The following is a 25,194-nucleotide window of genomic DNA, read 5'->3' on the forward strand; positions in this document are numbered from 1 at the left end:
TCGCCGCAGACCAGGGTTCGCAGACGGTTCGTTGTCACCAGATACGTATTCAGGAAAATCACAATGGCTATTGTAGAAGTCAAGGTCCCCCAGCTTTCGGAGTCGGTTTCGGAAGCCACCATGCTGCAGTGGAAGAAGAAACCCGGCGAGGCTGTCGCGCAAGACGAGATCCTCATCGAAATCGAGACCGACAAGGTCGTGCTGGAAGTGCCGGCCCCGTCCGCCGGCGTGCTCGCGCAAGTCATCGCGAACGACGGCGACACCGTCACGGCTGATCAGGTGATCGCCAAGATCGACACGGAAGGCAAGGCTGGCGCGGCTGCTGTCGAAGCAGAAGTGAAGCCCGCACCGGTCGCCGCAGCGGCTCCCGCTGCAGCACCTGCCGCTCAAGCCGCATCCGCAACGGGTGCGAACACGGCCGCTTCGCCGGCCGCTGCCAAGCTGATGGCAGAAAAGAATCTGGGCGCGGGCGACGTCGCCGGCTCGGGCCGTGATGGCCGCATCACCAAGGGTGACGTGCTGACCGCAGGCGCGGCCGCTCCGGCTCCCAAGGCTGCGCCTGCTCCGGCCGCCGCACCGAAGGCTGTCAGGCCGTCGCTGCCGGACGTCAAGGCACCGGCTTCCGCCGACGCCTGGCTCAAGGACCGTCCGGAACAACGCGTGCCGATGTCGCGTCTGCGTGCGCGTATTGCCGAGCGTCTGCTCGAGTCGCAGCAAACCAACGCCATCCTCACGACGTTCAACGAAGTGAACATGGCGCCGGTGATGGACCTGCGCAACAAGTACAAGGACCGCTTCGAGAAGGAACATGGCGTGAAGCTCGGCTTCATGTCGTTCTTCGTCAAGGCGGCTGTTCACGCGCTGAAGAAGTTCCCGCTGGTGAATGCGTCGATCGACGGTAACGACATCGTCTATCACGGCTACTTCGACATTGGTATCGCGGTCGGTTCGCCGCGCGGTCTGGTGGTGCCGATCCTGCGCAATGCAGATCAGCTGAGCCTTGCCGACATCGAAAAGAAGATTGCTGAATTCGGCCAGAAGGCCAAGGACGGCAAGCTGTCGATCGAAGAAATGACGGGTGGTACGTTCTCGATCTCGAACGGCGGGGTGTTCGGCTCAATGCTGTCGACGCCGATCATCAACCCGCCGCAATCCGCGATTCTGGGCGTGCACGCCACCAAGGAACGCGCTGTGGTCGAAAACGGCCAGATCGTGATCCGCCCGATGAACTACCTGGCGCTATCGTACGACCACCGCATCATCGACGGTCGCGAAGCAGTGCTGTCGCTGGTTGCCATGAAGGACGCGCTGGAAGACCCGGCGCGCCTGCTGCTCGACCTGTAAGCGTCTGTCGGCCGGCGTCGGCTTGTCATTGCGCAAACCGACGCCATATAAGCACCACGCATCTAGCATCCGCTGTACTGGAACGACGCGCGCCACGAAGCGTGGCCGTGCGTCGTCCCGTCATCAAAAGGATTGTCATGTCCAAAGAATTTGACGTCGTCGTGATCGGTGCCGGTCCCGGCGGCTATATCGCAGCTATTCGCGCTGCGCAACTCGGCAAGTCGGTCGCCTGTATCGAAAAATGGAAGAACCCGGCCGGCGCGCTGAAGCTCGGCGGCACCTGCCTGAACGTGGGTTGCATTCCGTCGAAGGCGCTGCTGGCGTCGTCCGAAGAATTCGAAAACGCGTCACACCACCTCGCCGACCACGGTATTAGCGTGGAAAACGTGTCGGTCGATATCTCGAAGATGCTGGCCCGCAAGGAAGGCATCGTCGAGAAGATGACCAAGGGCATCGAATTCCTGTTCCGCAAGAACAAGATCACGTGGCTGAAGGGCCACGGCAAGTTCACCGGCAAGACGGACGCCGGCGTGCAGATCGAAGTGAGCGGCGAAGGCGAAACGGAAACGGTGACGGCGAAGAACGTGATCATCGCCACGGGTTCGAAGGCGCGTCATCTGCCGGGCATTCCGGTCGACAACAAGATCGTTGCCAACAACGAAGGCGCATTGAGCTTCGACTCCGTGCCGAAGAAACTGGCCGTGATCGGCGCCGGCGTGATCGGGCTGGAACTGGGCTCGGTGTGGCGTCGTCTCGGCGCTGACGTCACGGTGCTCGAAGCGCTGCCGGAATTCCTCGGCGCGGCCGACCAGGCGCTCGCCAAAGAAGCGGCCAAGCAGTTCAAGAAGCAGGGCCTCGATATTCACGTGGGCGTGAAGGTCGGCGAAGTGACGACCACGGACAAGAGCGTCACGCTGAACTACACGGACAAGGACGGCAACGCGCAGAAGCTCGAAGCGGACCGCCTGATCGTGTCGATCGGCCGCGTGCCGAACACCGACAACCTCGGTCTCGAAGCGATCGGCCTGAAGGCCAACGAGCGTGGCTTCATCGACGTGGACGACCATTGCGCAACGGCCGTGCCGAATGTGTACGCCATCGGCGACGTGGTGCGTGGCCCGATGCTCGCGCACAAGGCGGAAGACGAAGGCGTGCTGGTCGCTGAAATCATCGACGGTCAGAAGCCGCATATCGACTACAACTGCATTCCGTGGGTGATCTACACCGAGCCGGAAATTGCGTGGGTCGGCAAGACGGAGCAGCAACTGAAGGCGGAAGGCCGCGAAGTCAAGACGGGCCAGTTCCCGTTCATGGCGAACGGCCGTGCGCTCGGCATCAACAAGGCGGATGGTTTCGTCAAGATGATCGCCGACGCGAAAACCGACGAACTGCTCGGCGTGCACATCATCTCGGCCAACGCGTCGGACCTGATCGCGGAAGCCGTGGTGGCGATGGAATTCAAGGCGGCGTCGGAAGACATCGGCCGCATTTGCCATCCGCACCCGTCGTTGTCCGAAGTGATGCGCGAAGCGGCGCTTGCCGTGGACAAGCGCGCGCTGAACATGTAATGACGCGCACGCCTGACTGATCGCAGCAGCTTAGCTTTACGACGAAGGCGGGCGGGTTCAATCCCTCCCGCCTTCTTTTTTGCAGCCAGAAAATGAACGTCACCGAATACTACGAAAAAGAACTGCAGACGCGGGGCTATCAATCCGACCCGGCGCAGCGCGCGGCGGTCGACCGTTTGCAGCGGTGCTACGAAGAGTGGACCGGCTACAAGGCGCGCCGCTCGAATGCGTTCAAGAAACTGCTGATTCACCCGGATCTGCCGCGCGGCGTGTACATGTGGGGCGGGGTGGGGCGCGGCAAGAGCTTCCTGATGGACAGCTTCTTCACGGTGGTGCCGCTGTACCGCAAGACGCGTCTGCATTTTCACGAGTTCATGCGCGAGGTGCATCGCGAACTGGAAGAACTGAAAGGCCAGGCTGATCCGCTCGACGAACTCGCGCGCCGCATCGCCAGGCGTTACAGGCTGATCTGCTTCGACGAATTTCACGTATCGGATATCGCGGACGCGATGATCCTGTACCGCTTGCTCGACAAGCTGTTCGAGAACGGTGTGCAGTTCGTGATGACGTCCAACTACGATCCGGACACGCTGTATCCGGACGGTTTGCACCGCGATCGCATGCTGCCGGCAATCGAGCTGATCAAGTCCAAACTGGATGTGATCAATGTCGACGCGGGCATCGACTACCGCCAGCGCACGCTGGCGCAAGTCGAGGTGTATCACACGCCGCTCGGCGCGGCCGCCGACAAGGCCTTGCGCGACGCCTTCGGTCGCCTCGCCGCGGTACCGGACGAAAGCCCGATCCTGCACATTGAAAAGCGCGAGCTGAAGGCACTGCGCAAGGCCGACGGGGTTGTCTGGTTCGACTTCGCCACGTTGTGCGGCGGCCCGCGCTCGCAGAACGACTATCTGGAGCTGGCGAGCCGTTTTCACGCGGTGATCCTGTCGGGTGTGCCGCAGATGAGTGCGCGCATGGCCTCGGAAGCGCGTCGCTTTACATGGCTGATCGACGTGTTCTATGACCATAAGGTCAAGCTGTTGATGTCGGCAGCGGTGCCGCCGGAAGACCTGTACGTCGATGGCCCGATGGCGAACGAGTTCACGCGCACGGTGTCGCGGATCGTCGAAATGCAGTCAAAGGAATATCTCGATGCACCGCGCCGCATCGTCGATACTTCGTTGACCTGAAGCTGTCAAACCAAACCGTTCATCCTGTCCATCAGCCTTTTGCGATAGATCAGGGTCTGGGCCGCCGAATCCCGGCGGCCATACTCACAATTTCAAGATTCAGATTGGTCTTATATTCGATGTAGGGGGCAGCCGATATCTTGTTCGTCACGGTTCTGACGAAGGAGGAAACCATGACCCCGTATCGAGATATCAATGACGAAGAATGGCAGCGTGTTGCACCGCTGCTCCCCGAGCTGCGTCCGCGCTCCGAGCTGCGTGGCCGCCCGCTTGCCAACACCCGTTCCGTGCTCAACGGCGTCCTGTGGGTGATGTATAGCGGCGCTACGTGGTCCGCCATGCCGCGCAAATACCCGTCGTACCAGACCTGCCATCGCCGCTTCAAGGCGTGGCACGCGTCAGGCGTCCTCAAATGGGTGATGGATCAGCTGTTCGGCGAAGCCAGTGCTCAACTGTGCGACATGATGGAAGCACGCATGCGCATTCACGTGAGTCCGGAACACAAGGCTGCGCGCCCCGAAGCCGACCCTGCTGCAGCGTCCACGCCAGCCGTCTATGGCCAGCCCACCCAACCGCTGGTGCCGTCCGTTTTCAGCTTTGCCGCGTCCTACAAACACGCTGCATGACGAGTCCAATGAATTGAACCCGCCGAACAATAAAAAACCGGCCGAACGATAAAATCGTCGGCCGGTTTTTTTATCTTTCTGCTCACGAGCGAAGATAGGCAGGTATCCGAAATTATTGCTGACGGATCCAGGTTTGCGAGCGACCCAGCAGCGACACGCCAATATATCCACGCACCACCAGCTTGTTACCACCATCTTCCAGGTGCATCTTGCACTTGTAGAGCTTGCCGTTTTCCGGATCGAGAATCTGGCCGCCGTCCCAGCCGTCGTCGTCTTTTTTCATATCGTTGATGATCGTCATGCCGAGGATCAACTGATCCTTGCGTGCGTCTGTGCACGCTGTGCAGCGGCGGTCAGGCTGATCGTTTGGGCCGAGTCCCTTGATCACCTTGCCATCCAGCGCGCCGCTGCCGTCCTGGGTGATCTGCACGAGCGCCTTGGGCTGGCCGGTGTGATCGTCGATGGTTTGCCAGGTGCCGACCGGACTGTCGGTCTGCGCCATTGCCGTGACGGCGCCGGCGAGCAGCACGCCGGCCAGCGCGGCGTGTTGCGCCGTGCGCTTCATGGTGGCACGGGCACGCAAGGCATATTCGGTGAATTGCGTCATTGTCTTCCTCCTTGATATAGGACTGCGCGATCGTGGTCGCGCGGCGTTATTGACCGGCGAGGCGACGCGTTGCCGCTGCGTGCCTCGTCTGGCGTGATCTGTTTCTGGATTGGTCAACGCAGAATACGTGAAAGTGCCGCGCGCGTTTGATAGTGGACCCTCTAATCAATCTGGCGGCGCGGGCACGTTAATTTTCTTCCGGGTCCGCGCGGCGCCCTTGCTCGAGTGCTCAATTCAGCTGATACGAAAAGGTGGCATTGATACGCGGACTGCGCGAGGCGCTTTCAATTGGCGCATCGCCGACCGCCTTGCCCACTGACAGATCCAGCGTGTAGTACTTCGCATCCGAGACGCGGAAGCCGAACGCGATGGAGGAGAGCTTCGACGGCGCCGGCGTGCCCGCGTGCAAATAGACGCGCGCCATGTCGAACGACACGTACGGCACGAATGTCTTCAGATAGGTGAAGCCGGGCGTGAAGCCGCGATTGACTTCGAACGACGCGCCCCAGCCCGAATCGCCGGACGCTTCGCCCGGTTGATAACCCTGCGCAAAGCGTTGTGCGCCGAACGAGATCTGTTCGGACGTGGGCAGCGAATTCGGGCTGTATTGCCCCGTCATCGCGACGGCGGTGCCGAGCTTCAGCGGCCACTGGTTGGTTTGCGAGAAGCTCGCGCCGGTGCGCGTGAAGGTCAGCGAAGCAGGGTTGGTTTCGACCACGCCCGGAATATTCGAATCGCCGGCCTTGGAGGCTCCGAGGATGTTGAACGCCTGCGCGACATTCACGCTGGCTTTGCGGACCTGGGTCGTGTCTACGCTGGTGTAATCGGCCTGCAATTGCAGCACGCGCACTTGCGAGCGCAAGCCGATCTGCGCGCCATTGATGGTGTTGTGATAGCGGTCTTCGTCGTGCGACGCATAGGCCGTCACCGTGCCGAGCACACTCTGCGAATTGCTCAGCAGCAGCGGGTAAGCAAGCGAGCCGCCGAACTTGTCGTTGATCACGGTGCGCTCGACATACGAGGGCAGGCCGGGATTATCGACCGGGTTGCCGCGGTAATGCGATGCATCGATCTTCGCCACCAGGCCGTCGCTGCCGATCGGCAGTGCGCCGTGCGCGGCGAGGTACGTGACGTTGTCGCGGCCTTTGGGCAGCAGCGCCGAGACGCTCAACTGTTCGCCGAGCGAGGTCAGGCCGTTTTCGGTTGCCGTCAGCAGCCCTTGCACGCCCGGATGATTCAGGTCCAGCCCGGCGCTTGCGTCGACTGGTCTGCGATCCACCTTGAGTTCCAGCGTGGTGGCGCCGTCGGTGTTCTGCGGCGGCGGCACGTTGGCCGCCACTTTCACGCCGGGCAGAATGCCCAGCACGTTGATATAGCGCTCAAAGGTCGCGCGCCGCAGCGGCCGGTCCGCGCGAACGTGCTCGGCGATCGCGCGAATCTTGTCTTCTTCCCGGCCCGGATTGCCGGTGATCTTCACCTCGGAGACGTAGCCCTCGACCACCGTCACGCGCACCACGCCGTTCTCGAAGGATTGCGCCGGCACGAAGGCAAACGAAAGCGCATAGCCGCGTGCCTGATAGAGCTTCGTGACGCCATCGGCGACCTGGATCAGATCGGCAATCGTGATGTCCTTGCCGACGAGCGGCGTGAAGCGTTGAGCGACGTCGTCGAACGGAATCGACTTCACGCCTTCCACCTGGAACCGGCTGGGCGTGAGGTGGGTCGCGAGCAGCGCCTGCAGTTGCGGCGCCTGCGCCTGCACATTCAACGTGACGTTAGGCCCCTTGTCGGGCGCATTGACCTGCGGCAACGATTCCAGCGGGTTGCCGCCGACCGGACTACCACCCACCGTAGGGCGTGTTTGTGCGTGCACCGCCGCCGCTGCCACTGCCGCAAGCAGAAGCGTCCATTTTGCGTACCCGAGTTTCATCGGATTTTCCTCGTATGCCCAGCTTTCTTGTCGTTCGAACGCGCCGCCCGGCCCGGCGGGATGCGTTGGTTGTGTGCGGCTACGCGCAGCCTGCCTTGGGTGCTCGCGTTGCGCCACGTGCCCGCTTGCGGGGTCCACTCCGCTAACGGAGCACGGGCTTGGTACGTCATCGGCTTGCTACTGATGTCGGCCAATCAGGGAGAGCCCTTGCGTGAACGCAATCCCTGGCCGTTCATGCGGACTACTTATGTTGGGCCAACAACCCGTCGACCAGCGATGTCACGCCAGCCGGGCCGCTGCCCGAGGTGCCCGCAGCCGACGTCAGGGTCCCGCTCAGCTGGCCGACGAGACCCGTTACCGGGGCGAGCAGGGAGCTCGCCGGGCTGCCGCCCGAGGTGCCGCCGGCCGCGCCGCCCAGTACGCCGCTGACGGCCGCGAGCGGATTCGAGCCGCTGCTGGTGGCGCCGGTCAAAGTCGACGTGACCGAACCGAGCGGACCGCTGCCCAGCACGGATGTGAGCGGGCCAGGCGGAGTGCCGCTGGTTGCCGAGGAGAGCGTGGCGAGCGGTGTGCCGCCAAGCAGGGAGGTCACGGAGCTCAGGGGGGTGACACCCAGTCCGAGGCTTGTCAGGACCGCGTTCAACGGTCCGAGCGGGCCATTGGCGGCGACGCCCATGGGCGGCCCGTTGGCGACGACAACCGTGGTGCTGCCAACGAGGCTCGTGATCAGGCCCGGAATCGGCGCAGCGCCGTTCGGTCCGTTCGGATTGACGAGGCCGCCGGCATTCGTGACGGTATTGCCGAGCGAGCCGACCAGACTGCCGACATCGGTGCCGAGCGGATTTTGCGTCGCCGCGCCGGCCGTCGTGCCCGCCTTGCTGATCGCGCCGCCCAGCTGGGCAAGCAGACCGCCCGCCGGCGTCGCCAGTCCGGTGGTCGTGCCGACCGTTTGCGTCAGGATGCCCGCGGTCTGGACGAGCGGCGTAATGGCGGTGCTGACGGGCTGTGTGATCTGCTGCACCGGCGCCGACGCCAGCGAGTTGCCGAGCGTTACACCGCCCGCGTTGAGCGCGTTGGCGGCGGTGCTGAGCGTGTTGGCGAGCGGCGTGGTCAGCGGCGCAAGCGCGGCCAGATTGCCCGTGCCGAGTCCGCCGACGGTCGTGCTCAAGCCCTGCGCGACACCGCTCGTCGAGCTGACCACGGAACCGAGTCCGGCGACGGTCGTGCCGACCGGATTCGCCGTCGAGCCGGTCTGGCCGACCCCGCTGCTGACGGCGTTCGCAAGCGCCGTCAACGTGCCGCCGGTGGCGGACACGGTGTTGCCGAGGCCTTGCGTCACCTGCGGGCTGAGCCCGGGGAGGGTCTGCGCAGCGATGGTGTTGCCGAGGTCGCTGGTGGTTTTGGCCGCGGTGGTGACGAGCCCCGACGTGCCGGTGGCTGCCGTGGTGGTGCCGCTGCCCGAGCCGCTACCGGTGGGGGTGCCGCCGCCGGACGACGCGCTCGGCGGCGCGCTGACGCCATTGCCGCCACAAGCGGCGAGCAGGCAGGCGAGCGCCAGCGCGCTGAACGGCGCGCGCAACGATGACAGCGTCGCGCATGCCGCATGGGGAACCAAAAAACGTGGGTTGGACATGGTTGCTCCTCAGTCTTTTATGGATGTCGTGACGCCGTGCTGGATGGTCTCCGCGCGCCGGTACAGCCTGGGGTTGCCGGGGGTTGCCTGGTATTCCTTCGTATCGGGTTATTGCCGGGCGGCGCCCTCAGCTCAGGCGAGAGGGGATGCCGGGCAGGCACGGCATCCCGTCCCGATGGTTACTTTTTCGCAATGCCCCCCAGCAGACCGCCGACGAGCGATGTGACGGGCGCAAGCAGGCCGCCCGCGCCGCTGCCGGTGGTGGCCGAGAGGCCGCCACCCGTGCCGGTCGACGCCGTCGTCGTGGCGGCTGGCGTGGCGGTTGACGCGACCGTGGTGGTGGCACTACCGAGCGTGCCCGTCACGCTCGAGAGCAGACCTGTGACTGGGGCCAACGGGCTGCTGCTGCCGCCGCTCGCACTGTTCAGACTGCCGGTGACGCTCGAGAGGAGGCCGGTGACGGGCGCGAGCGGCCCGCTACCCGATGTGCCACCGGCCGCACCGGTGACGCCGCCGAGCAGACCGGTGACCGGCGCGAGCGGGCCGCTGCCTGTCGCGCCACCCGCTGCGCCCGTCAGGCCGCCGAGCAGACCGGTGACCGGCGCGAGCGGATTGGTCGAGCCGCCCGTCAACAGGCCGCCGACCGAGCTGACTGTCGTGCCCGTGCTCGATACCACGCCGCCGAGGCCTGCCGTAACTGGATTGCCGCCGGTCGCGGCGACGAGGCCGCCTGCCTTGTTGAGGCCGCCGCCGATCGTCGACAGCAGGCCGTTGAGCGGCGCGCCGAGGCCGGTCGTCGTGCCGATCGTTTGGGTGGTCGATGCCACCATCGAAGTGATCGGCGTAATGGCCGTGCTGAGTGTCGAGGTGACCTGTTCGACCGGACCGGTCGAGAGCGCGGTGCCCAGCGTGCCGCCGCCCTTGGTGACCGCGCCGCCGAGCGTGTCTATCACGCCGCCGAGCGGTGTCGTGACGGCAGCGAGCGGGGCGAGCGGACCGCTGCCGAGGCTCGTCACCAGGTTGCCGGTGCTCGTGACCGCGCCGCCGACGTTGCTCACCGCGCCGCCCAGGCTCGACACCGTAGTGCCGACTGCATTCTGGTTCGTGCCGAGCTCGCCGAGCCCCTGGGCCACGCCGTTGCCGACCGTGGATACGGCTGCACCCAGGTTCTGCACGATGCCTCCGGCTGCCTGCGTGGTCTGCGAACTGATCCCGGGGAGCGATTGCGAACCGATCACCGAGCCGATCCCCGACACGGTCGAGCCCACATTGCTCACGCCGTTACCGGCGTTGCCCGCTACGGTGCCGAGCGCATTGGCCGTGGCAGTCGGGGTCGAGCCGCCGCCGTTGTTGCCGGTGCCCGTGGAGCCGGTTGATCCGCTGGTCGTGCCGCCCGCGCCGCTCGTCGTGCCGGAGCCGTTTGCCCCGGTCGAACCACTGCCGCCCGACGTCGTCAGGGTGGCGCCGTCGCTGCCGCTACCGTTGCTTCCGGTCCCCGAGCTCAGGGTGCCTGAGCCGCCGCACGCGCTCAACGACAGCATCGTTGCCACCGTTGCCGCGATGAATGTTGCCCGTACCGTGTGGCTGGTCGTTTGAATAATCATGTCGCCCTCGAATCGCATGTGTTGTTGGAGAGTGCCGCGTGCCTGTCTCTGCAACAGCCGTGCCATTTCAACTGGAGAATACCGAGGGGGCGCTTTTTAAATCGCTGGGAGCAAGGCGCATAAAGGTGTTGCGAGTTGCTGATGGAGTGAGAATCGAACGGGACCCTAAAGACGCATAACCATGCTGAATACGATTTAGCATTTTGCGTAACGTAACGATCCATGTTTCGCGTTACGGTGGGGTGCGTAACGCGATCACAACGCCGCCTGCTTGAAACGGAATGTTGAAACGGTTATTTAGTGGAGCGAATCTAACCTATGGTTAGTCCTATGTGCTGCAACGCACGAACTACCGTTAATCTAGGTAGACACAACACTTCAAACAAAATACCGCTCATAGGGCTCCAGACGATTGCTTTAATAAGATTGATACGCTATAAAAGCCGGGAGCATCGGGAGACAGCGAGGGAGGTGCTATATCGAACAGACGGCCAGACATAAACTCATGCTTTGAAGCCGGCTGCGATGAAAGAGGTGTGGCAGTGCAAACGACCCGGGTCGACGAACGAGAGAATCGGCGGCCAAGGTACTGACTACGCCCTCATCGAATGCAGCACGCATACAAACGACTACAGAAATTCCGAGGGTAAAAATGAAAACATTCACCAAGCGCTTCCTGAGAGAAACAGAAGGGGTTACGGCAATCGAGTACGCGATGATTGCCGGTCTTATTGCAGTAGCCCTTGTGGGCAGTCTCAACGGTGTCGAGGCCAAACTGGTTCAGGTGTTTGCCAACATCGTTAATTCGCTGTGACTTTCAAGGTTAGACGGCGGCAGTTTCTATAAGCGCAATCAGTATTATTGCCGGCCCGCGCCGGCAAGTTTTACGCGCTTGACGAGAGCCATTCTGAATGGAACCAGTACGGACTGCTATTGCGGTCCGTATTGGTGTGCCTCGCCCGTCGAATATCACCATGAACCTGTCACCCGCTCCGATTATTTTTGTGGTTTGGGCCGCCTTAATCGCCGTTTTCGATTGCCGCCGCCGCCGCATTCCTAATTCGCTGGTCGTTGCCGGTCTGGCAATGGCGTTGGGCTGCGCACTCGTGCAAAGCGGCCCGTTTGGCATTTCCGCCGGGCAATCGGCCGTGGGCGGACTCGTCGGTCTGGCGGCGCTATTGCCGTTTTTCGCGCTGGGTGTCATGGGTTCGGCCGACGTGAAAGTCTTCGCTGTCCTCGGCACATGGTGCGGCATGCGTGCGCTGCCCGGTCTGTGGATCGCCGCGAGTCTTGCCGCTGGCGTGCATGCTCTGTGGCTGGTGATGTCGAGCGGCACGCCGCTCGCAGCGATCGGGCGCCAGGCTGGACCCACTTTCGAAGTGGCCGGTAAGCGCGGGGCGCCGTATGCGGCCTTTATGACGCTAGCGGCGCTCGGATGGTTGGCAGTGCAATCTTTTGCCGGGAGAGTGCGATGAACGAGGCATCCGGCGTGCCGCTCCGCCGTCTGGCCGCGCGGCCGATCGCGCGGCCCCGGCGCACCGAACGCGGCTCGGCCGCGGTGGAATTCGTGGTGGTATTCCCGGCGTTTTTCATGATTCTCTACGCGATCGTCACCTATAGCCTGATCTTCGTCGCGCAGCAAAACCTCACGCTTGCCGCCGAAGAGGGCGCCCGCGCCGCGCTGAACTACCAGCAGGCCGCCAGCCCGGGCGCGGCGCTCGGCGCCCGCGCAAGTGCCGCCTGCACCGCGGCAAGCAACATGGTGGCGAGCCTGGTGAGCAAGGCCCAATGCACCACGACGGCGACCTCATGCAGCTACGACGCGACCATGAAGTGCGTCAACGTCACGCTCACTTACGACTACTCGAACAATCCGCTCATCCCGGCGCTGCCGCTGTGGGGACTCGCCTTGCCGGCGTCGCTGCAGAGCAGCGCGATGGTGCAACTCAATCCGGAAAACATACTGTGATCTCCGCATTCGCCTCATGTCCGGCAGTCTGGCGCTGCCCGGCTTCATGCTCGTCGGGATGGCCCACGGGCCAGGCCGCCCACAACCCATCGGGCGGCCCATCATGCCGAATCTGACACGCGTCCTTGCGGGCGGTTTGCTCGCGCTTGCAGTGCTGTTGGGCATCTTTGCGTGGACGCTGTCGCGACGGCCGGCACCGGCACCCGTCAAGTCCGTGGCACAGGCAAGCTTCCCCGTCGTGGTGGCGGCGCGACCCTTGCCGGCCGGCAAGCCCATCGAGGCCGACGCGCTGCGTGTGCAAGCCCTGCCTATCAATCCGAATGGCGCGTTTGCCGACCCTTCGACGCTGGCCGGCCGTGTGCCCACCACGGACATCGGTGCGGATGCGCCCGTGCTCGAAGCGCAGCTTTCGTCGGGGCTCGCCGAGGTCCTCGAACCCGGCGAGCGGGCGGTCGCGGTGCATGTCGACGAAGGCAATGCCGTCGGCAACCGGCTGCGTCCCGGCAATTTCGTGGATGTCTTCTTCACGCTGAAGCGCGATCTCAATTCCGGCGTTGGCTCCGAGGTCGACCAGACCTAGGCGCGGCTATTGATGTCGAAAGTCCGCGTGCTGGCGTTCGGCAACGCCACGCCGGCCAGCGACAACCCGGGCGACGCCAGCGGCATGGTGCGTACCGCGGTGCTGGCCGTGCCGGTGGCCGACGTCGACAAGCTGACCCTGGCAGAAACGGCCGGGCGCCTCGTCTTTGCGTTACGCAGTCCGAAGGATGCCGAAGTGGTCGACGCGGCTGCCTTCGCACCGTTGCCCGGTGTGCTGAAGACCGCGGCGCACACGACGGGCGGCGACCCCGCACAGGATTCGACGCGCGCCGCAACCGGCGTCGCGCTCAGCGCGCTGTCCGGCAGCGCGGGCGCACCGGCTGTCCGGCCGCAGCCGGCGCCGCAGATTGTCCGGCCCGCGACGCGGGTAGCGGACGCGTCGGCGAACGGAATTGAAGTCATACGGGGTGGGCGCGCCGAAACGGTCGCCCGATAGCAGTTTCAGGGAGCGGACGGCCGGACGCGTCCATAAGAATATGAAAAAACAGATTTTTGCATGTGGGTTGACGGCGTGGCTGTGCGTGGCGTCGCTGGCCGTGCCTGGCACGAGCGCCGCCGCCGCTGCGCCGCAGCCGGTCGATACGCAATCGGTCGATATCACGGTCGGTTCGCAGCAGTCGCTGGCGAGCGGGCACATCCTGCAGCGGGTCGCAGTGGCCGACCCGGCCGTGGCGGACGTACTCGTGATCCGCGGCGACAAACGGGGCGGCGTACTGCTGATCGGCAAATCGCCCGGCACCACGAATGTGATGTTGTGGGAGCGCAACGGCGATGCGCCGCTCACCTATACCGTCAACGTCACGACCGCGGCGGCACGGGCGCTGCTCGGACCTGACACGCCGGCGGTCAGGACGCTGGGCGATACCGCGCTGATCTACGGGTCGGCCGCGACGATGGAACAGCATCAGCGCGCGGTGGCGGTGGCCGGCGCGGAAGCACGGGCCCATCAGATGGCGGCCGCCGACGCCGCCGACGGCGGCCCGAGCACGAACACGGGCAGCGCGGGCAACAAGGGCGGCGGCAAGCGCGGGGCGCGCGGCGACAGTTCCGGTGCAACGGCAGGCGGCGAGGCGACGGTGGTGGACACCTCGACGGTGGCCTCGCGCCCGGTGGTGCAGGTCGATGTCCGCGTGGTGGAGTTCAGCCGTTCGGTGCTCAAGCAGGTGGGCCTGAACATCCTCAAGCAGAACAACGGCTTCACGTTCGGCTCGTTTGCGCCCTCGTCGTTGACGTCCGCAAATTTCGGCCAGTCGCCGCAGTTCAACGCGACGACGCCGATCTCATCGGCTTTCAACCTGGTGTTCAACTCCGTCACGCATGGGATCGCCGCGGACCTGAGCCTGATGGAGAGCAACAATCTCGCGCGCGTGCTGGCCGAACCGACGCTCGTTGCGCTGTCCGGGCAGAGCGCGAACTTCCTCTCTGGTGGCGAGATTCCCGTGCCTGTGCCGCAAGGACTCGGCACGGTGTCGATCCAGTACAAGCCCTACGGCGTGGGCCTGACGCTGACGCCCACGGTGCTGGGTCCGCATCGGATCGCCCTGAAGGTGGCGCCGGAGGCGAGCCAGCTGGACTTTACCAACGCCGTCACGATCGACAGCGTGTCGGTGCCGGCCATCACGACGCGGCGTGCCGATACGACCGTCGAACTCGGAGACGGCGAGAGCTTCATGATCGGCGGACTGATCGATCGCGAGACCATGTCGAACGTGTCGAAGGTGCCGGTGCTCGGCGATCTGCCCATCATCGGCGCCTTCTTCAAGCAGTTGAGCTACACGCAGAACGACAAGGAGCTGGTCATCATCGTGACGCCGCATCTGGTCTCGCCGATCGCCAGGGGCGCGGCGCTGCCGTCGACGCCCGGCGAGCAGTCCGAACAGCGTAACGGTCCGGTATGGCAATCGTTGCTGGGCGGTGTGATGTCGCCGGACGCGGCACCGGGATTTTCGAAATGAACCCGTGTGAGAGTGGGGCGCAGGCAAGCGGGCCGCGGATGCCGCAACGGACGCAAGGCAGGAACGGGCAGGGCGGCGCATGGGTGCACGCCACCTGCGGCAGTGCGCAGTACGAATCGGCGGACCTGCAGGCGAGGCCGCATAAGGATGTCTACCATGAACGCGAGAACGCATTCGTTGACTGACCGCGCGATCACCGATCATTTCGTGTTTGCGTCGCTAGCCGACGAACACGTCTACTGGCTTTCCGGCACGCTGGTGGCGGCGGGTGCGGTGGAACCGGTGACGCTCGATCCGTCGCTGCTCACGCAGCGCATCGCGGCGCTCAACCCGTCGCTGCTGTTCGTCGATTTCTCCGGCGGCCGTGCTGCAGCGGCGAGCGCGGCGGCCGCCGCCGCACGCGCCGCGTATCCGGGCTTGCAGATCGTCGCGGTTGGTTCGCTCGCCGAGCCGGAGAGCGCGCTCGCCGCGCTGCGCGTCGGTGTGCGCGATTTCATCGACCTGTCCGCACCGGCCGAAGACGCACTGCGCATCACGCGCCAGGTGCTCGAGAACCTGGTCGAACCGGTCAGCCGGCACGGTCACGTGACGGTCATGCTTGGCGCACGCGTCGGCATGGGCGTGAGCACGCTGGCCGCGAACCTGTCTACCTTGCTGCACCGGCGCGACGCCGCGCAGGGGCGGCAAACGGCGCTGTTCGATCTCGGCTTGCCGGCCGGCGACGGCTCGCTGCTGCTCAACACGCGCAGCGAATTCAATTTCGTCGAAGCGGTGCGCAATCTGCGCCGCTTCGATCAGACCTTCGTCCATACCGCCCTTTCGCATCATGCCAGCGGGCTTGCGCTCACCTCACTGCCGCCCAATCTCGCCGACATGCGCGAGGTGTCCTATTCGAGCTCGATCGGTCTGCTGACCCGGCTGCGGGCATTTTTCGACCAGCAGATCGTGGACCTGGGGGGCTTCAGCAACAGCGAGTTCATCGCGCACGTCGTGCAGGCCGCGGATGAGACCTGGCTGCTGTGCGATCAGGGCGTGGCGTCGATCGTTTCGGCGGTGGGCGTACTCGACGGCTTGCGCGAGCAAGGCGTCGAACTGGGCAATCTACGGCTGATCGTCAACAAGTTCGATCCGGACCTGGGACTCACCGCCGCGCAGATCGCACAACGCCTCGACATACCGCTGCTCGCCACACTGCCCGAGCGGCGCGTGCCGCTCGGGCAAGCGGTCAACCAGGGGCAGTTGCTGATCGACACGTCCGCGCGGGATCCCTACGTGCGCGCGCTCGACCCGCTCGTGGAGCGGCTCGGCGGGGCGTCCGTGCCGGGGCAGGGCAAGTCCGCATTCGGCGCGCTCAGGCGCCTCATTCCAACCTCAAACAAGCGGTCGTAGACGATGGCTAAAGACATCGAATTTGCCGACGACGCGCCTTCGTTCGCGCAAAGCCAGCAGTTCCAGGACATCAAGAACGCGGCGCACGAGCATCTGCTCACCCGCATCGAGGAACTCGGCGCGGAATTCGGCCGCTGGTCGCGCAACGCGATCAACCAGTTCGTCGATCTGGAAATGGACAGCTTCGTGCGGCTGCGGCGCATTCCGATCAACGAAAGCGAAGTGCGTCTGATTGCCGAAGCGCTGACGAAAGAACTGGCGGGCTTCGGGCCGATCGAGGACCTGCTCAACGACGTGGCCGTCGAAGACATTCTGATCAACGGCTACAACGACGTGTATGTGTCGCGCCACGGCATCCTGACGAAGATCCCGGTGCGCTTTGCCGACAACGCCCATCTGCTGCGTATCGTGCGGCGCATTCTTGCGCCGATCGGGCGACGCCTCGACGAGTCCAATCCGATGGTCGACGCGCGCTTGCCGAACGGCGGGCGCGTCAACGTGGTGATCGAACCGCTGTCGATCGACGGTCCGATCGTGTCGATCCGCAAGTTCCGCAAAGATCCGATGCGGCCGGAAGATCTGCTCGGCAACGGCACTTACAACGCGGAGATCGGTGCGCTGCTCGAGGCCGCCGTGGCGGCACGCTGCAATGTGCTGGTGTCCGGCGGCACGAGTTCGGGCAAGACGTCGCTGCTCAACGCGCTGGCGTTTCACATTCCCGAGCCGGAGCGGGTGGTGACGATCGAGGATACGGCGGAGCTCTCGCTCAATCACCCGCATGTGGTGCGGCTCGAAAGCCGGCCGGGCGGTTTCGACGGCGCGGGCGTCGTGTCGATCCGCGATCTGCTGCGCAATACGCTGCGGATGCGTCCGGACCGCATCATCGTCGGCGAAGTGCGCGGCGGCGAAGTGCTCGAAATGCTGCAGGCGATGAACACCGGCCACGACGGTTCGATGGGCACGGTGCACGCCAGTTCGCCGCGCGAGTGCCTGTACCGGCTCGAAATGCTGGCGGGCTTCGCGGGCTTCCAGGGCACCGAGTCGAGCCTGCGCCGGCAGATCGCCAACGCGATCGACTTCATCGTGCAGATCGGCCGGCTGTCGAACGGGCGCCGGCGCATCCTGTCGGTGACCGAAGTGACGGGCCTGTCCGACAACATCATCGCGACGCAGGAACTGTACCGCTACGAACCGGTGGCGACGCAGGACGGCGACGAGCTCGACCAGTGGACCTCGCTCGGGATCCATCCGCATTCGCCGAAGCTCGCACGCTTCCGGCAGGCGCTTGGCGGCGCGCCGGAACAGTCGGGCCGCTTCGGCGGCTTCGGCGGCGCTGGCGGCGGCGGATTCGGCGGAGGCTTCAATGTCTAGCGTCACCTTGCTCTTTGCGGCGCTCGCGCTGCTGTGTGCCGCCGGCGCGTTGCTGCTATTGCAGCGCGGCGCGCATCGCAAGGATCAGGTCAGCACGGAGCGGTTTATCGACAGCCGGATCGCACCGGCCATGCCGGGCGGTTCCGAGACGGTGCCGCGGAGCGCGCCGCCCAGGGCGGCCACGGCGGTCCATGCAGGGGGGCGCCCCGCCGCAGGCCGCGGCGCATTGGCGCCGGAAGCGCCGGGCAAGGGTGCCGGCCTGCGCGATCAATGGGCGTACCAGAAGGCGCGTGTCGGCGTCCTGATCGACAACCTGATGATTCGCGCGGGTATTTCGAACGCGCGGACCCTCGCCATCATCGCGGCAATCGTCACGGCGTGGCTCTGCCTGCTCGCCGCTCGCGAGGGCGGTGCGCTGGGCGTGGCCGCCATGCTGGCCGTGTGCCTGTGTTTCATCTGGTTTCTGGTGTCGGTGCGCACGCAGAAGCGCCGGGTGGCTATCGTGCGGCAATTGCCGTCGTTTCTCGACGGCATCGTGCGTCTGATCACGCTCGGCAATAGCGTGCCGGCGGCGTTCCAGGGCGCGGTGCAAACCACCGAAACACCGTTGCGCGAATGTCTCGATCACGTCTCGCGCATGCTGCGCTCCGGTGTCGAGATCGACCGCGCACTGTCGCACGCAGCCGTGGTGTACGGTGCGCGCGAACTCGAACTGGTCGGCGCCGTGTTGCGCCTGTCGGTGAAATACGGCGGCCGCGCCGACGTGATGCTCGACCGCATGTCGGCATTCATGCGCGACCTCGAACAGGCCGAACGCGAACTGTCCGCGATGTCGGCGGAGACGCGCTTGTCGGCGTGGGTGCTGGCGCTGATGCCGCTCGCTATCGGCGGCTTTCTGATCGTCTCGAATCCGCGCTATTTCGGCGCCATGTGGTTCGATCCGACTGGGCGCGAGCTGGTGTATCTGGCGTTTGCGCTGCAGCTGTTCGGCGCGTACCTGCTGTACCGCCTCACACGCCTGCGGGGGGAGTGATGGAAGCCAACCGGGTTCTTGCACTTGCGCTCGCGTTTGCCGCGCTCGGCTTGCTGTTGATCGCCGGTCTCGTGCTGGTGCGGCTTGCCGCCGCGAGGCGCAGCGAGCGCACGCTCACGCAAGCGCTGGATCAACGCGCCCAGCAGAGCGCCGCACTGGCTGCCGCGGGCGCCGCGGCGCGGGCGGTGGACAGTACCTCCGCGGGTCTGCGGAACGCGCCGAAAAGCGCGCCCGCCCGCGGCCTGAAAAGCCTGCTCGAGCGCTTCGCGCAGACCGGCGTGAGTTGGCTCGATACGCCGTTTGGGCGGCAGCTCGTCGCTGAAGAAGACCGGCGTTTGCTCGAACAATGCGGTTTCGTCGATACGCGGGCACGTGGGCTTTTTCTGGTTGCGCGGATTGGCTGCGCAATCGTTCTGCCGGCCCTGACCGCGGTGCTCGTCAATGGGTATGTCGACAACGTGCGCTATGTCGCGCTGACGATCGGCGCGCTGATCATCGGCTTCATGTCGCCGAAGCTCGTCATCCAGCGCCGCGCCGCGGCGCGCCGGCGCGGCGTGATCGACGAGCTGCCCATGCTGGTCGACCTGCTGCGTCTCCTGCAAGGGGTCGGCCTGTCGCTCGATCAGAGTCTGCAGGTGATGGTGGGCGATTTTCGCGGCGTGCTGCCGGTGCTGTCGCGCGAGCTCGAGATCGCGCAGCGCCAGTTCGCCGCAGGGCGTAGCCGCGAGCAGTCGCTGCAGCGCATCGCCGCCAGCTACGACAACGAAGACTTGCGCGCGATCGTGCGTCTGCTGATCCAGGTCGACCGGCACGGCGGCGCGGTGCAAGAGCCGCTCAAGCAATTCGGCGAACGGCTGCGCGAAGCGCGCCGCGCGATGCTGCGCGAGCGCGTCGGTCGTCTGGCAGTGAAGATGACAGGCGTGATGGTCCTGACGCTGCTACCGGCGCTCATGATCGTGACCGCCGGCCCCGGCATTCTGTCCGTCACGCATGCGTTGTCGAACATCAAACGGTAGGTTGAAGGCCATGAATGACATTTCGGACACAGAAGGATTTGCAGCACGTGTTGAGGCGGAGCTTACGTCTGGCAGCAAGGCCGGCGCTGCGCTTTACGGCGGCCCTCGTGATGTGTCTCACCGCGCATTTCACCACGCGGCGCCGCGCGTTCCATCACGCGCGGCGCTCCTGAGAGGCGCAGCCGCGCTCGCAAGCGTAGTCTCGCTGACGCTGCTCGGCGCCTGTGCGTCGAAAGAGACGGGCTATGGCATCGGGCCGCAGGCCGAACGTGCGGCGCAGATCGAGCAGGCCGGCCGCGACCCCGCGCCGGACACGCCAGGGGTGTACCTCGACCTGATCCGGCGCATGCAGGCGCAAGGGCTCTACTATGCGTCGCTGGCGCATATCGATGCATTCGAAAAACAGTACGGCTCGACACCCGACACGGTGCTGCTGCGCGCCGACGCGCTGCGCATGACCAGTCAGCCGGATCCTGCGGCCGACGCCTACGCCAGGCTGCTGCAGACGCCGCTTGCGGCGCGTGGGCATCGCGGGCTCGGCTTGATTGCGGGGGCCGCGGGCAATTTCGGCGTCGCGGCGCAGGAGTTGCAGGAGGCGGCCCGGCTGGTCCCGACCGATCCGCTGACGCTGTCGGACCTCGGCTACGCGCTGCTGCGCGCCGGCGACGTCAACGGCGCGCGCGTGCCGCTGATGAAGGCGGCCGAACTGGACCAGAGCAATCCGAAGATCGTCAGCAATGTCGCGCTTTATCTGCTGGCCAACGGCGAAGAACAACATGCGGCGTCGTTGATGGATCAGCAGAAGTTCACGCCGGAGGTGCGCGCCGCGATTCACCGCGACGCGTTCAAGGTTGCGGCAGCGAGGCGCGCGCAACCACGCGCGGCGCGCTCGCAGCAGGACATGCGGGCCGCGCTGGCCGAGAGCGGGCAGGGCATCGACCCCGCGCCGCGGCTGTTGCAGCGGTTCTCACAATAAGAGCGGGTTGATCGTGGGATGAGGGAGTCATCGTGAACAACAAGTACGTCATTCAAGGCGTGTGGCGCTACGCGGGCCTCACGCTGCTGGCCGCGGCGACACTGACCGGGCTTCAGCCGGCCTGGGCCCAGAGCGAGGCCGCGCAGCCGCCGGTGCCGTCCAGCGAGATCGGCCACGCGACCCAGTCGTGGCGCGAACTGCAGCGCAGCAATGGGTCGGCCGCACCTGTGCAGCCCATGCTCGGCGCGGAAGCCGGCCGCGCATACCAGCGCTACATGGAGTCGTTCGATTCGAAGATTCCCGATTTCTACAGCTCTGCTGTGAATCAGGGCGGCGGCAGTGGCGCTCAGCTCGGCAGCTCGCCGCAGTACTGATATGTCGGAATCCGAACGTTCCCGCCGTCATGCCGGTAGACCGCTCTCGCGGCACTCGCGCCGGGTGTGCCGACGCCCTGCAGGATGGCGGGCACGCGGCGCGCAGCGCGGTTCAGCCGTGGTGCTGGCGGCGCTATGTCTGGGCATCGCGGTTGCGGCGCTGGGGGCGATCGATATCGGCAACTTCTATTTTGCGCACCGCGCGCTGCAGCGCACCGCCGACATGGCGGCTGTCGCGGGCGCGCAGACTATCGGCAGCGCGGGCGGCTGTGCGGCGGCCACGACGTCGGCACAACAGAATGCGCTGAACGGCAACGGTTTCCCGTCCGGCTCGAGTCCGAATGTCGCCGTGCAGTGCGGGCGCTGGGACCCGACTGCCAATCCCGGTCAATCCTATTTCACTCAAACCGGCGCGCCGCTCAACGCGGTCCAGGTGACGGTCAGTGAACAGGTGCCTTATTTTTTCGTGGGCGCGTCGCGCCCGTTGCAAGCCACGGCGACCGCCCAGGCGACCGATATTCGCTCGTTCTCGCTTTCGACCGCGGTAGCGAGCCTGTCCGGCGGCATGTTGAACGGTCTTTTGAACGGCTTGCTCGGCACCAATCTGAACCTGAGTGTCGGCTCGTATCAGGGTCTCGCCACGGCGCAGATCAAGTTGCAGGATCTGGCGGTTGCCCTGGGCGCGGGTTCGATGACCCAGTTGCTCAACACGCAGGTGACGGTGGCCCAGCTTGCCTCGGCGATGGTGACGGCCGTGGCGCAGAGCACGACCGCGGCGGCGTCCGTCGCGACGGATCTCGGGACGATTGCCGCGAGCATTCCCGGTGGCCAGAAGATCGCGATCGGCAATACGGCGGGCAACCCGGGTGTACTGGCGCTCGCGCTGGGCGATCCGCAAGCGGCGGCGACGGCCACCGTCAATGTGCTGGACGTGCTGCTGACGGCGGCAGAGATTGCCAACGGTCAGTCGGCGATCAATCTGGGGACGGCGCTCAATCTGGGCGCCCTGGCGAGTGTGACCGCGCAGGCGAAGATCATTCAACCGCCGGTGATTGCCGTGGGCGAAGCCGTGCTGAACGCCGATGGGACAGGCAAGACTAAAGCCCATGCTGCGTCGGTGCAGATTTATCTGAACGTGAGTCTGCTCAACGCTAGCGTGAAGGTGCCCTATCTGGGGCTGCCGTCGCTGGTCAGTATCAGTGCATTGAATTTGCCGATTTACATCGAGGCTGCTGGAGGCGATGCCAATTTGCAGAGCACCCAGTGCACGACGCAAAAGACCACGAGCCAGAGCACGATTGTTGCGAAATCCAGCGTGGCCAACATCTGCGTAGGCGCTGACGCCTTGGCTAACTTCGGGAACACGACGGTGCCCACGACCTGCTCGCTGCCGGCACAACTGACGCAAGTGACCGCCTTGGGCTATAGCGCCATCAACGTGTCCGTTTCGGGCCTTAACCTGAACCTTGCGGGCGCTTCGACACCGCTCGTTTTCAACGGCGTCATGGGCGACAGCGACGACTACCAGTCCACCAACACCAACGCTCTCGGCTCGGCGAGTGCGGGCCTGCTGACGCAGGTGGCCGCGGCGATGTCCGGCACGTCCTCGTCCAGCGCGTCCAGTGCGCTGCAGGCGACGGCCCTCGGCGTGAATGTCACGGCGCTGGTCGGCCCGTTGCTGGGCGCGCTCGTCAGCCTGCTGTCGCCCATCCTGTCCTCGCTCGACGGACTGCTGGTTCCTGTATTGCAACTCCTGGGTGTCCAGATCGGTGTCAGCACGGTCCACGACCTCGGACTCGCCTGTGGTCAGGCGCAACTGGTCTACTGATTTTCCGCCAATGAGAACCACCGCCAAAATCGACGAACTCGATATCTACGTCTGGGAAGGCAAGGCCGACATCGTCGACCGGGTCGCGCGATGCATGGCGAGCTTCGACGTCGAGGTGATCCGCGCGGACGACATCGCGATTTCACCCGAGCGCACCGCGCAGCGTCCGTCGCTTGCCATCATCAGCGTCTCGGTGATCGACAGCGGCGCGCTGATCCTGCGTGACTGGCAGGCCGCGCACGGCATGCCGGTCGTGTGGGTCGGCGCGGCGCCGCGCGATCACGATCCGGCGATGTACCCGTCCGAGTATTCGCACGTCCTGCCGCTCGATTTCACCTGCGCCGAACTGCGTGGCATGGTCACGAAGCTGGTGCTGCAACTGCGCGCACACAGCGCGCAGACCCTCGAGTCGAGCGCGCTCGTCGCCAATTCCGAATGCATGCAGGCGCTCTTGCACGAAGTCGACACCTTCGCCGACTGCGACACCAGCGTGCTGGTGCATGGCGAGACCGGCGTGGGCAAGGAACGCATCGCGCAACTGCTGCACGAAAAGCATCGGCGCTACGGGCAGGGGCCGTTCGTCGCGGTCAACTGCGGTGCGATTCCCGACGGCCTGTTCGAGTCGCTGTTCTTCGGCCATTCGAAAGGCTCGTTCACCGGCGCGGTGGTGGCCCACAAAGGCTATTTCGAGCAGGCCGACGGCGGCACGCTGTTTCTAGATGAGATCGGCGACCTGCCGCTCTACCAGCAGGTGAAACTGCTGCGCGTGCTGGAGGACAGCGCGGTCACGCGGATCGGCTCGGCCACGCCGGTCAAGCTCGATTTTCGCCTCGTCGCGGCGAGCCACCGGCACCTGCCGCAACTCGTCAAGGACGGCGCCTTCCGCGCCGACCTTTACTACCGGCTTGCGGTGATCGAACTGAAAATCCCTTCGCTCGAAGAGCGCGGGGCGGTCGACAAGATTGCCATCTTCAAGTCCTTCATCGCGTCCGTCGTCGGTCCCGAAAAACTCGCCGCGCTGCCCGATCTGCCTTACTGGCTGGCCGACGCCGTCGCCGACACCTACTTCCCCGGTAACGTGCGCGAGCTGCGTAATCTGGCCGAGCGGATCGGCGTGACGGTGCGCCAGGTCGGCTCGTGGGATGCGGCACGCTTGCAGCGCCTGCTCGCCCAGGCGCGCAGCAGCCAGCCGGTGCCGCCCGAGAGCGCCGCCGAGGTGCTGGTCGACCGCAGCAAATGGGACATGGCGGAGCGCAATCGCGTGCTCGCCGCACTGGACGCAAACGGTTGGCGTAGGCAGGATACTGCTGGTACGCTCGGCATCAGCCGGAAGGTGTTATGGGAGAAGATGCGCAAGTATCAAATTTTCGACGAAGAGCCCGAAACACGCGAAAGTGAGTAATAATGAGACAGATGTACTAAAACAAAAACTGTTTAAGCAGGAATTACATGGACCACAAGTCGAAACTTCGACAGATTGCCCTGAGCGCCCTGATTGCGCTGGGGACCGTGCAGAGCGTTTATGCGCAGACTCTGCCGGATAGCGGGGCAAGCGCGGCAGTCGTTTCCCAGCCAGGCACGACGAGCGCTTTGCCCACCACGACGACCCCGGGCCAGGCGGACCAGACCACCGCCCTGACACCGGACGAGGCCAAACAATCGGCGGCAGGCAATGTCGCGGAACTGCAGCAGATGATCCGCGGCTCGGATCTGACCGAGCTGCGCACCACCTACAACGGTAGCTACGGTGCCAGCCTGCTGTTCCATGCGAAGGACATGACGTATTACGTCGCGCTGTTCCAGCAGAAGACCTTCTGGCGTGTGATCAAGACCAGCGACGATACGCGCGCCGAGCTGATCTACAAGGACTTCGTGCGCCAGACCATGCAGCTGTCCGACGTCGAGATTCGCCGCACCCGCCTCGAGGCGCAAAAGGCGTTCACGGACCAGATGATCGCGCTGTCGCAGGATCGCGCCAACCGTCTGCAGGCCGACCTCGACGTAGCGCACAAGCAACAGGCGATTGTCGACAGCCAGCAGCAGACGACGCGTGCCGAAGCCACGGCCCTCGCGCAGCAGAAGCTGGCCGCGCAGAACCAGTTGCGCGCGGCGCAGCGTCAGGTTCAGGACCTGCAGCGTCAGCTGGATAGCGGCTTGCCCAACACGCACTGATTCGTCAAG

21 protein-coding genes and 1 pseudogene are annotated in these 25,194 nt (G+C 65.0%); 18 read left to right on the plus strand and 4 right to left on the minus strand.

Annotation, left to right across the window (positions count from 1 at the left end):
* The first annotated feature begins 63 nt into the window (after positions 1 to 63).
* The 4 genes from odhB to VGH41_RS09735 all read left to right on the plus strand — a co-directional run bounded on the left by odhB (position 64) and on the right by VGH41_RS09735 (position 4,728).
* A complete protein-coding gene (gene odhB, locus VGH41_RS09720) occupies positions 64 to 1,344 on the plus strand; it encodes a 2-oxoglutarate dehydrogenase complex dihydrolipoyllysine-residue succinyltransferase (RefSeq protein WP_331597186.1) in 1,281 nt (426 codons plus the stop codon).
* Between the two features lie 137 nt (positions 1,345 to 1,481).
* Positions 1,482 to 2,912, plus strand: a complete 1,431-nt coding sequence (lpdA, locus tag VGH41_RS09725; RefSeq protein WP_331597187.1) for a dihydrolipoyl dehydrogenase — start codon at positions 1,482 to 1,484, stop codon at positions 2,910 to 2,912.
* 92 nt (positions 2,913 to 3,004) lie between these two features.
* Positions 3,005 to 4,102 (plus strand): cell division protein ZapE, encoded by a 1,098-nt coding sequence (gene zapE, locus VGH41_RS09730; protein ID WP_331597188.1) that lies wholly within the window; start codon positions 3,005 to 3,007, stop codon positions 4,100 to 4,102.
* A 173-nt stretch (positions 4,103 to 4,275) separates the two neighbouring features.
* Entirely contained in the window at positions 4,276 to 4,728 is a 453-nt protein-coding gene (locus VGH41_RS09735) for a transposase (protein ID WP_331597189.1), read from the plus strand.
* Positions 4,729 to 4,840: 112 nt separating this feature from the next.
* Here the strand turns inward: VGH41_RS09735 and VGH41_RS09740 are convergent, their stop codons facing one another.
* The 4 genes from VGH41_RS09740 to VGH41_RS09755 form a co-directional block, all read right to left on the minus strand.
* Positions 4,841 to 5,335 (minus strand): DUF2147 domain-containing protein, encoded by a 495-nt coding sequence (locus VGH41_RS09740; protein WP_331597190.1) that lies wholly within the window; start codon positions 5,333 to 5,335, stop codon positions 4,841 to 4,843.
* Between the two features lie 229 nt (positions 5,336 to 5,564).
* A complete protein-coding gene (locus VGH41_RS09745; protein WP_331597191.1) occupies positions 5,565 to 7,265 on the minus strand; it encodes a ShlB/FhaC/HecB family hemolysin secretion/activation protein in 1,701 nt (566 codons plus the stop codon).
* Positions 7,266 to 7,506: 241 nt separating this feature from the next.
* Positions 7,507 to 8,898, minus strand: a complete 1,392-nt coding sequence (locus VGH41_RS09750) for a collagen-like triple helix repeat-containing protein (protein ID WP_331597192.1) — start codon at positions 8,896 to 8,898, stop codon at positions 7,507 to 7,509.
* A gap of 179 nt (positions 8,899 to 9,077) precedes the next feature.
* On the minus strand, positions 9,078 to 10,502 hold the full coding sequence (locus VGH41_RS09755) for a collagen-like triple helix repeat-containing protein (protein ID WP_331597193.1): 1,425 nt from the start codon (positions 10,500 to 10,502) through the stop codon (positions 9,078 to 9,080).
* A gap of 652 nt (positions 10,503 to 11,154) precedes the next feature.
* Here VGH41_RS09755 and VGH41_RS09760 point away from each other — a divergent pair.
* The 14 genes and pseudogenes from VGH41_RS09760 to VGH41_RS09825 all read left to right on the plus strand — a co-directional run bounded on the left by VGH41_RS09760 (position 11,155) and on the right by VGH41_RS09825 (position 25,185).
* Entirely contained in the window at positions 11,155 to 11,316 is a 162-nt protein-coding gene (locus VGH41_RS09760) for a Flp family type IVb pilin (protein ID WP_331597194.1), read from the plus strand.
* A gap of 160 nt (positions 11,317 to 11,476) precedes the next feature.
* The gene (locus VGH41_RS09765; protein WP_331597195.1) at positions 11,477 to 11,977 is read left to right on the plus strand and encodes an A24 family peptidase; all 501 of its coding nucleotides are present in this window, start codon (positions 11,477 to 11,479) and stop codon (positions 11,975 to 11,977) included.
* Positions 11,974 to 12,471 carry a TadE family protein gene (locus VGH41_RS09770; RefSeq protein WP_331597196.1) on the plus strand — a complete coding sequence of 166 codons (498 nt, stop codon included), beginning with the start codon at positions 11,974 to 11,976 and terminating at the stop codon, positions 12,469 to 12,471. Before VGH41_RS09765 ends, VGH41_RS09770 begins: the two co-directional genes overlap by 4 nt.
* Positions 12,472 to 12,574: 103 nt before the next feature.
* A pseudogene (gene cpaB, locus VGH41_RS09775) lies at positions 12,575 to 13,507 on the plus strand (Flp pilus assembly protein CpaB).
* 40 nt (positions 13,508 to 13,547) lie between these two features.
* Positions 13,548 to 15,026: a type II and III secretion system protein family protein gene (locus VGH41_RS09780; RefSeq protein WP_331597197.1), complete on the plus strand. Its 1,479-nt coding sequence runs from the start codon at positions 13,548 to 13,550 to the stop codon at positions 15,024 to 15,026.
* Between the two features lie 156 nt (positions 15,027 to 15,182).
* On the plus strand, positions 15,183 to 16,415 hold the full coding sequence (locus VGH41_RS09785; protein WP_331597198.1) for a fimbrial protein: 1,233 nt from the start codon (positions 15,183 to 15,185) through the stop codon (positions 16,413 to 16,415).
* A gap of 3 nt (positions 16,416 to 16,418) precedes the next feature.
* Positions 16,419 to 17,786: a CpaF family protein gene (locus tag VGH41_RS09790; RefSeq protein ID WP_331597200.1), complete on the plus strand. Its 1,368-nt coding sequence runs from the start codon at positions 16,419 to 16,421 to the stop codon at positions 17,784 to 17,786.
* A complete protein-coding gene (locus VGH41_RS09795) occupies positions 17,779 to 18,819 on the plus strand; it encodes a type II secretion system F family protein (protein ID WP_331597201.1) in 1,041 nt (346 codons plus the stop codon). Before VGH41_RS09790 ends, VGH41_RS09795 begins: the two co-directional genes overlap by 8 nt.
* Positions 18,819 to 19,835 (plus strand): type II secretion system F family protein, encoded by a 1,017-nt coding sequence (locus VGH41_RS09800; RefSeq protein WP_331597202.1) that lies wholly within the window; start codon positions 18,819 to 18,821, stop codon positions 19,833 to 19,835. The genes VGH41_RS09795 and VGH41_RS09800 overlap by 1 nt, the downstream gene beginning before the upstream one ends.
* A 169-nt stretch (positions 19,836 to 20,004) precedes the next feature.
* Positions 20,005 to 20,811: a pilus assembly protein gene (locus VGH41_RS09805; RefSeq protein ID WP_331597222.1), complete on the plus strand. Its 807-nt coding sequence runs from the start codon at positions 20,005 to 20,007 to the stop codon at positions 20,809 to 20,811.
* Positions 20,812 to 20,843: 32 nt separating this feature from the next.
* The gene (locus VGH41_RS09810; RefSeq protein WP_331597203.1) at positions 20,844 to 21,185 is read left to right on the plus strand and encodes a DUF3613 domain-containing protein; all 342 of its coding nucleotides are present in this window, start codon (positions 20,844 to 20,846) and stop codon (positions 21,183 to 21,185) included.
* A gap of 1 nt (position 21,186) precedes the next feature.
* On the plus strand, positions 21,187 to 23,013 hold the full coding sequence (locus tag VGH41_RS09815; protein WP_331597204.1) for a TadG family pilus assembly protein: 1,827 nt from the start codon (positions 21,187 to 21,189) through the stop codon (positions 23,011 to 23,013).
* Between the two features lie 10 nt (positions 23,014 to 23,023).
* The gene (locus VGH41_RS09820; RefSeq protein WP_331597205.1) at positions 23,024 to 24,415 is read left to right on the plus strand and encodes a sigma-54 dependent transcriptional regulator; all 1,392 of its coding nucleotides are present in this window, start codon (positions 23,024 to 23,026) and stop codon (positions 24,413 to 24,415) included.
* Positions 24,416 to 24,462: 47 nt separating this feature from the next.
* Entirely contained in the window at positions 24,463 to 25,185 is a 723-nt protein-coding gene (locus VGH41_RS09825; RefSeq protein WP_331597206.1) for a DUF2968 domain-containing protein, read from the plus strand.
* Positions 25,186 to 25,194: the final 9 nt, after the last annotated feature.

It is taken from the genome of Paraburkholderia sp. (assembly GCF_036488795.1).
In the GTDB taxonomy this organism is placed as follows: Bacteria; Pseudomonadota; Gammaproteobacteria; order Burkholderiales; family Burkholderiaceae; genus Paraburkholderia.

Excerpts from the sequence above, each read along its gene's own strand:
- VGH41_RS09815 (WP_331597204.1), top strand. The coding sequence starts at position 21,187 with ATGTCGGAATCCGAACGTTCCCGCCGTCATGCCGGTAGACCGCTCTCG.
- VGH41_RS09760 (WP_331597194.1), top strand. The coding sequence starts at position 11,155 with ATGAAAACATTCACCAAGCGCTTCCTGAGAGAAACAGAAGGGGTTACG.
- VGH41_RS09765 (WP_331597195.1), top strand. The coding sequence starts at position 11,477 with ATGAACCTGTCACCCGCTCCGATTATTTTTGTGGTTTGGGCCGCCTTA.
- VGH41_RS09795 (WP_331597201.1), top strand. The coding sequence starts at position 17,779 with ATGTCTAGCGTCACCTTGCTCTTTGCGGCGCTCGCGCTGCTGTGTGCC.
- lpdA (WP_331597187.1), top strand. The coding sequence starts at position 1,482 with ATGTCCAAAGAATTTGACGTCGTCGTGATCGGTGCCGGTCCCGGCGGC.
- VGH41_RS09790 (WP_331597200.1), top strand. The coding sequence starts at position 16,419 with ATGGCTAAAGACATCGAATTTGCCGACGACGCGCCTTCGTTCGCGCAA.
- VGH41_RS09820 (WP_331597205.1), top strand. The coding sequence starts at position 23,024 with ATGAGAACCACCGCCAAAATCGACGAACTCGATATCTACGTCTGGGAA.
- VGH41_RS09745 (WP_331597191.1), bottom strand. The coding sequence starts at position 7,265 with ATGAAACTCGGGTACGCAAAATGGACGCTTCTGCTTGCGGCAGTGGCA.
- odhB (WP_331597186.1), top strand. The coding sequence starts at position 64 with ATGGCTATTGTAGAAGTCAAGGTCCCCCAGCTTTCGGAGTCGGTTTCG.
- VGH41_RS09785 (WP_331597198.1), top strand. The coding sequence starts at position 15,183 with ATGAACGCGAGAACGCATTCGTTGACTGACCGCGCGATCACCGATCAT.
- VGH41_RS09780 (WP_331597197.1), top strand. The coding sequence starts at position 13,548 with ATGAAAAAACAGATTTTTGCATGTGGGTTGACGGCGTGGCTGTGCGTG.
- VGH41_RS09800 (WP_331597202.1), top strand. The coding sequence starts at position 18,819 with ATGGAAGCCAACCGGGTTCTTGCACTTGCGCTCGCGTTTGCCGCGCTC.
- VGH41_RS09825 (WP_331597206.1), top strand. The coding sequence starts at position 24,463 with ATGGACCACAAGTCGAAACTTCGACAGATTGCCCTGAGCGCCCTGATT.
- VGH41_RS09750 (WP_331597192.1), bottom strand. The coding sequence starts at position 8,898 with ATGTCCAACCCACGTTTTTTGGTTCCCCATGCGGCATGCGCGACGCTG.
- VGH41_RS09755 (WP_331597193.1), bottom strand. The coding sequence starts at position 10,502 with ATGATTATTCAAACGACCAGCCACACGGTACGGGCAACATTCATCGCG.
- VGH41_RS09770 (WP_331597196.1), top strand. The coding sequence starts at position 11,974 with ATGAACGAGGCATCCGGCGTGCCGCTCCGCCGTCTGGCCGCGCGGCCG.
- zapE (WP_331597188.1), top strand. The coding sequence starts at position 3,005 with ATGAACGTCACCGAATACTACGAAAAAGAACTGCAGACGCGGGGCTAT.
- VGH41_RS09740 (WP_331597190.1), bottom strand. The coding sequence starts at position 5,335 with ATGACGCAATTCACCGAATATGCCTTGCGTGCCCGTGCCACCATGAAG.
- VGH41_RS09735 (WP_331597189.1), top strand. The coding sequence starts at position 4,276 with ATGACCCCGTATCGAGATATCAATGACGAAGAATGGCAGCGTGTTGCA.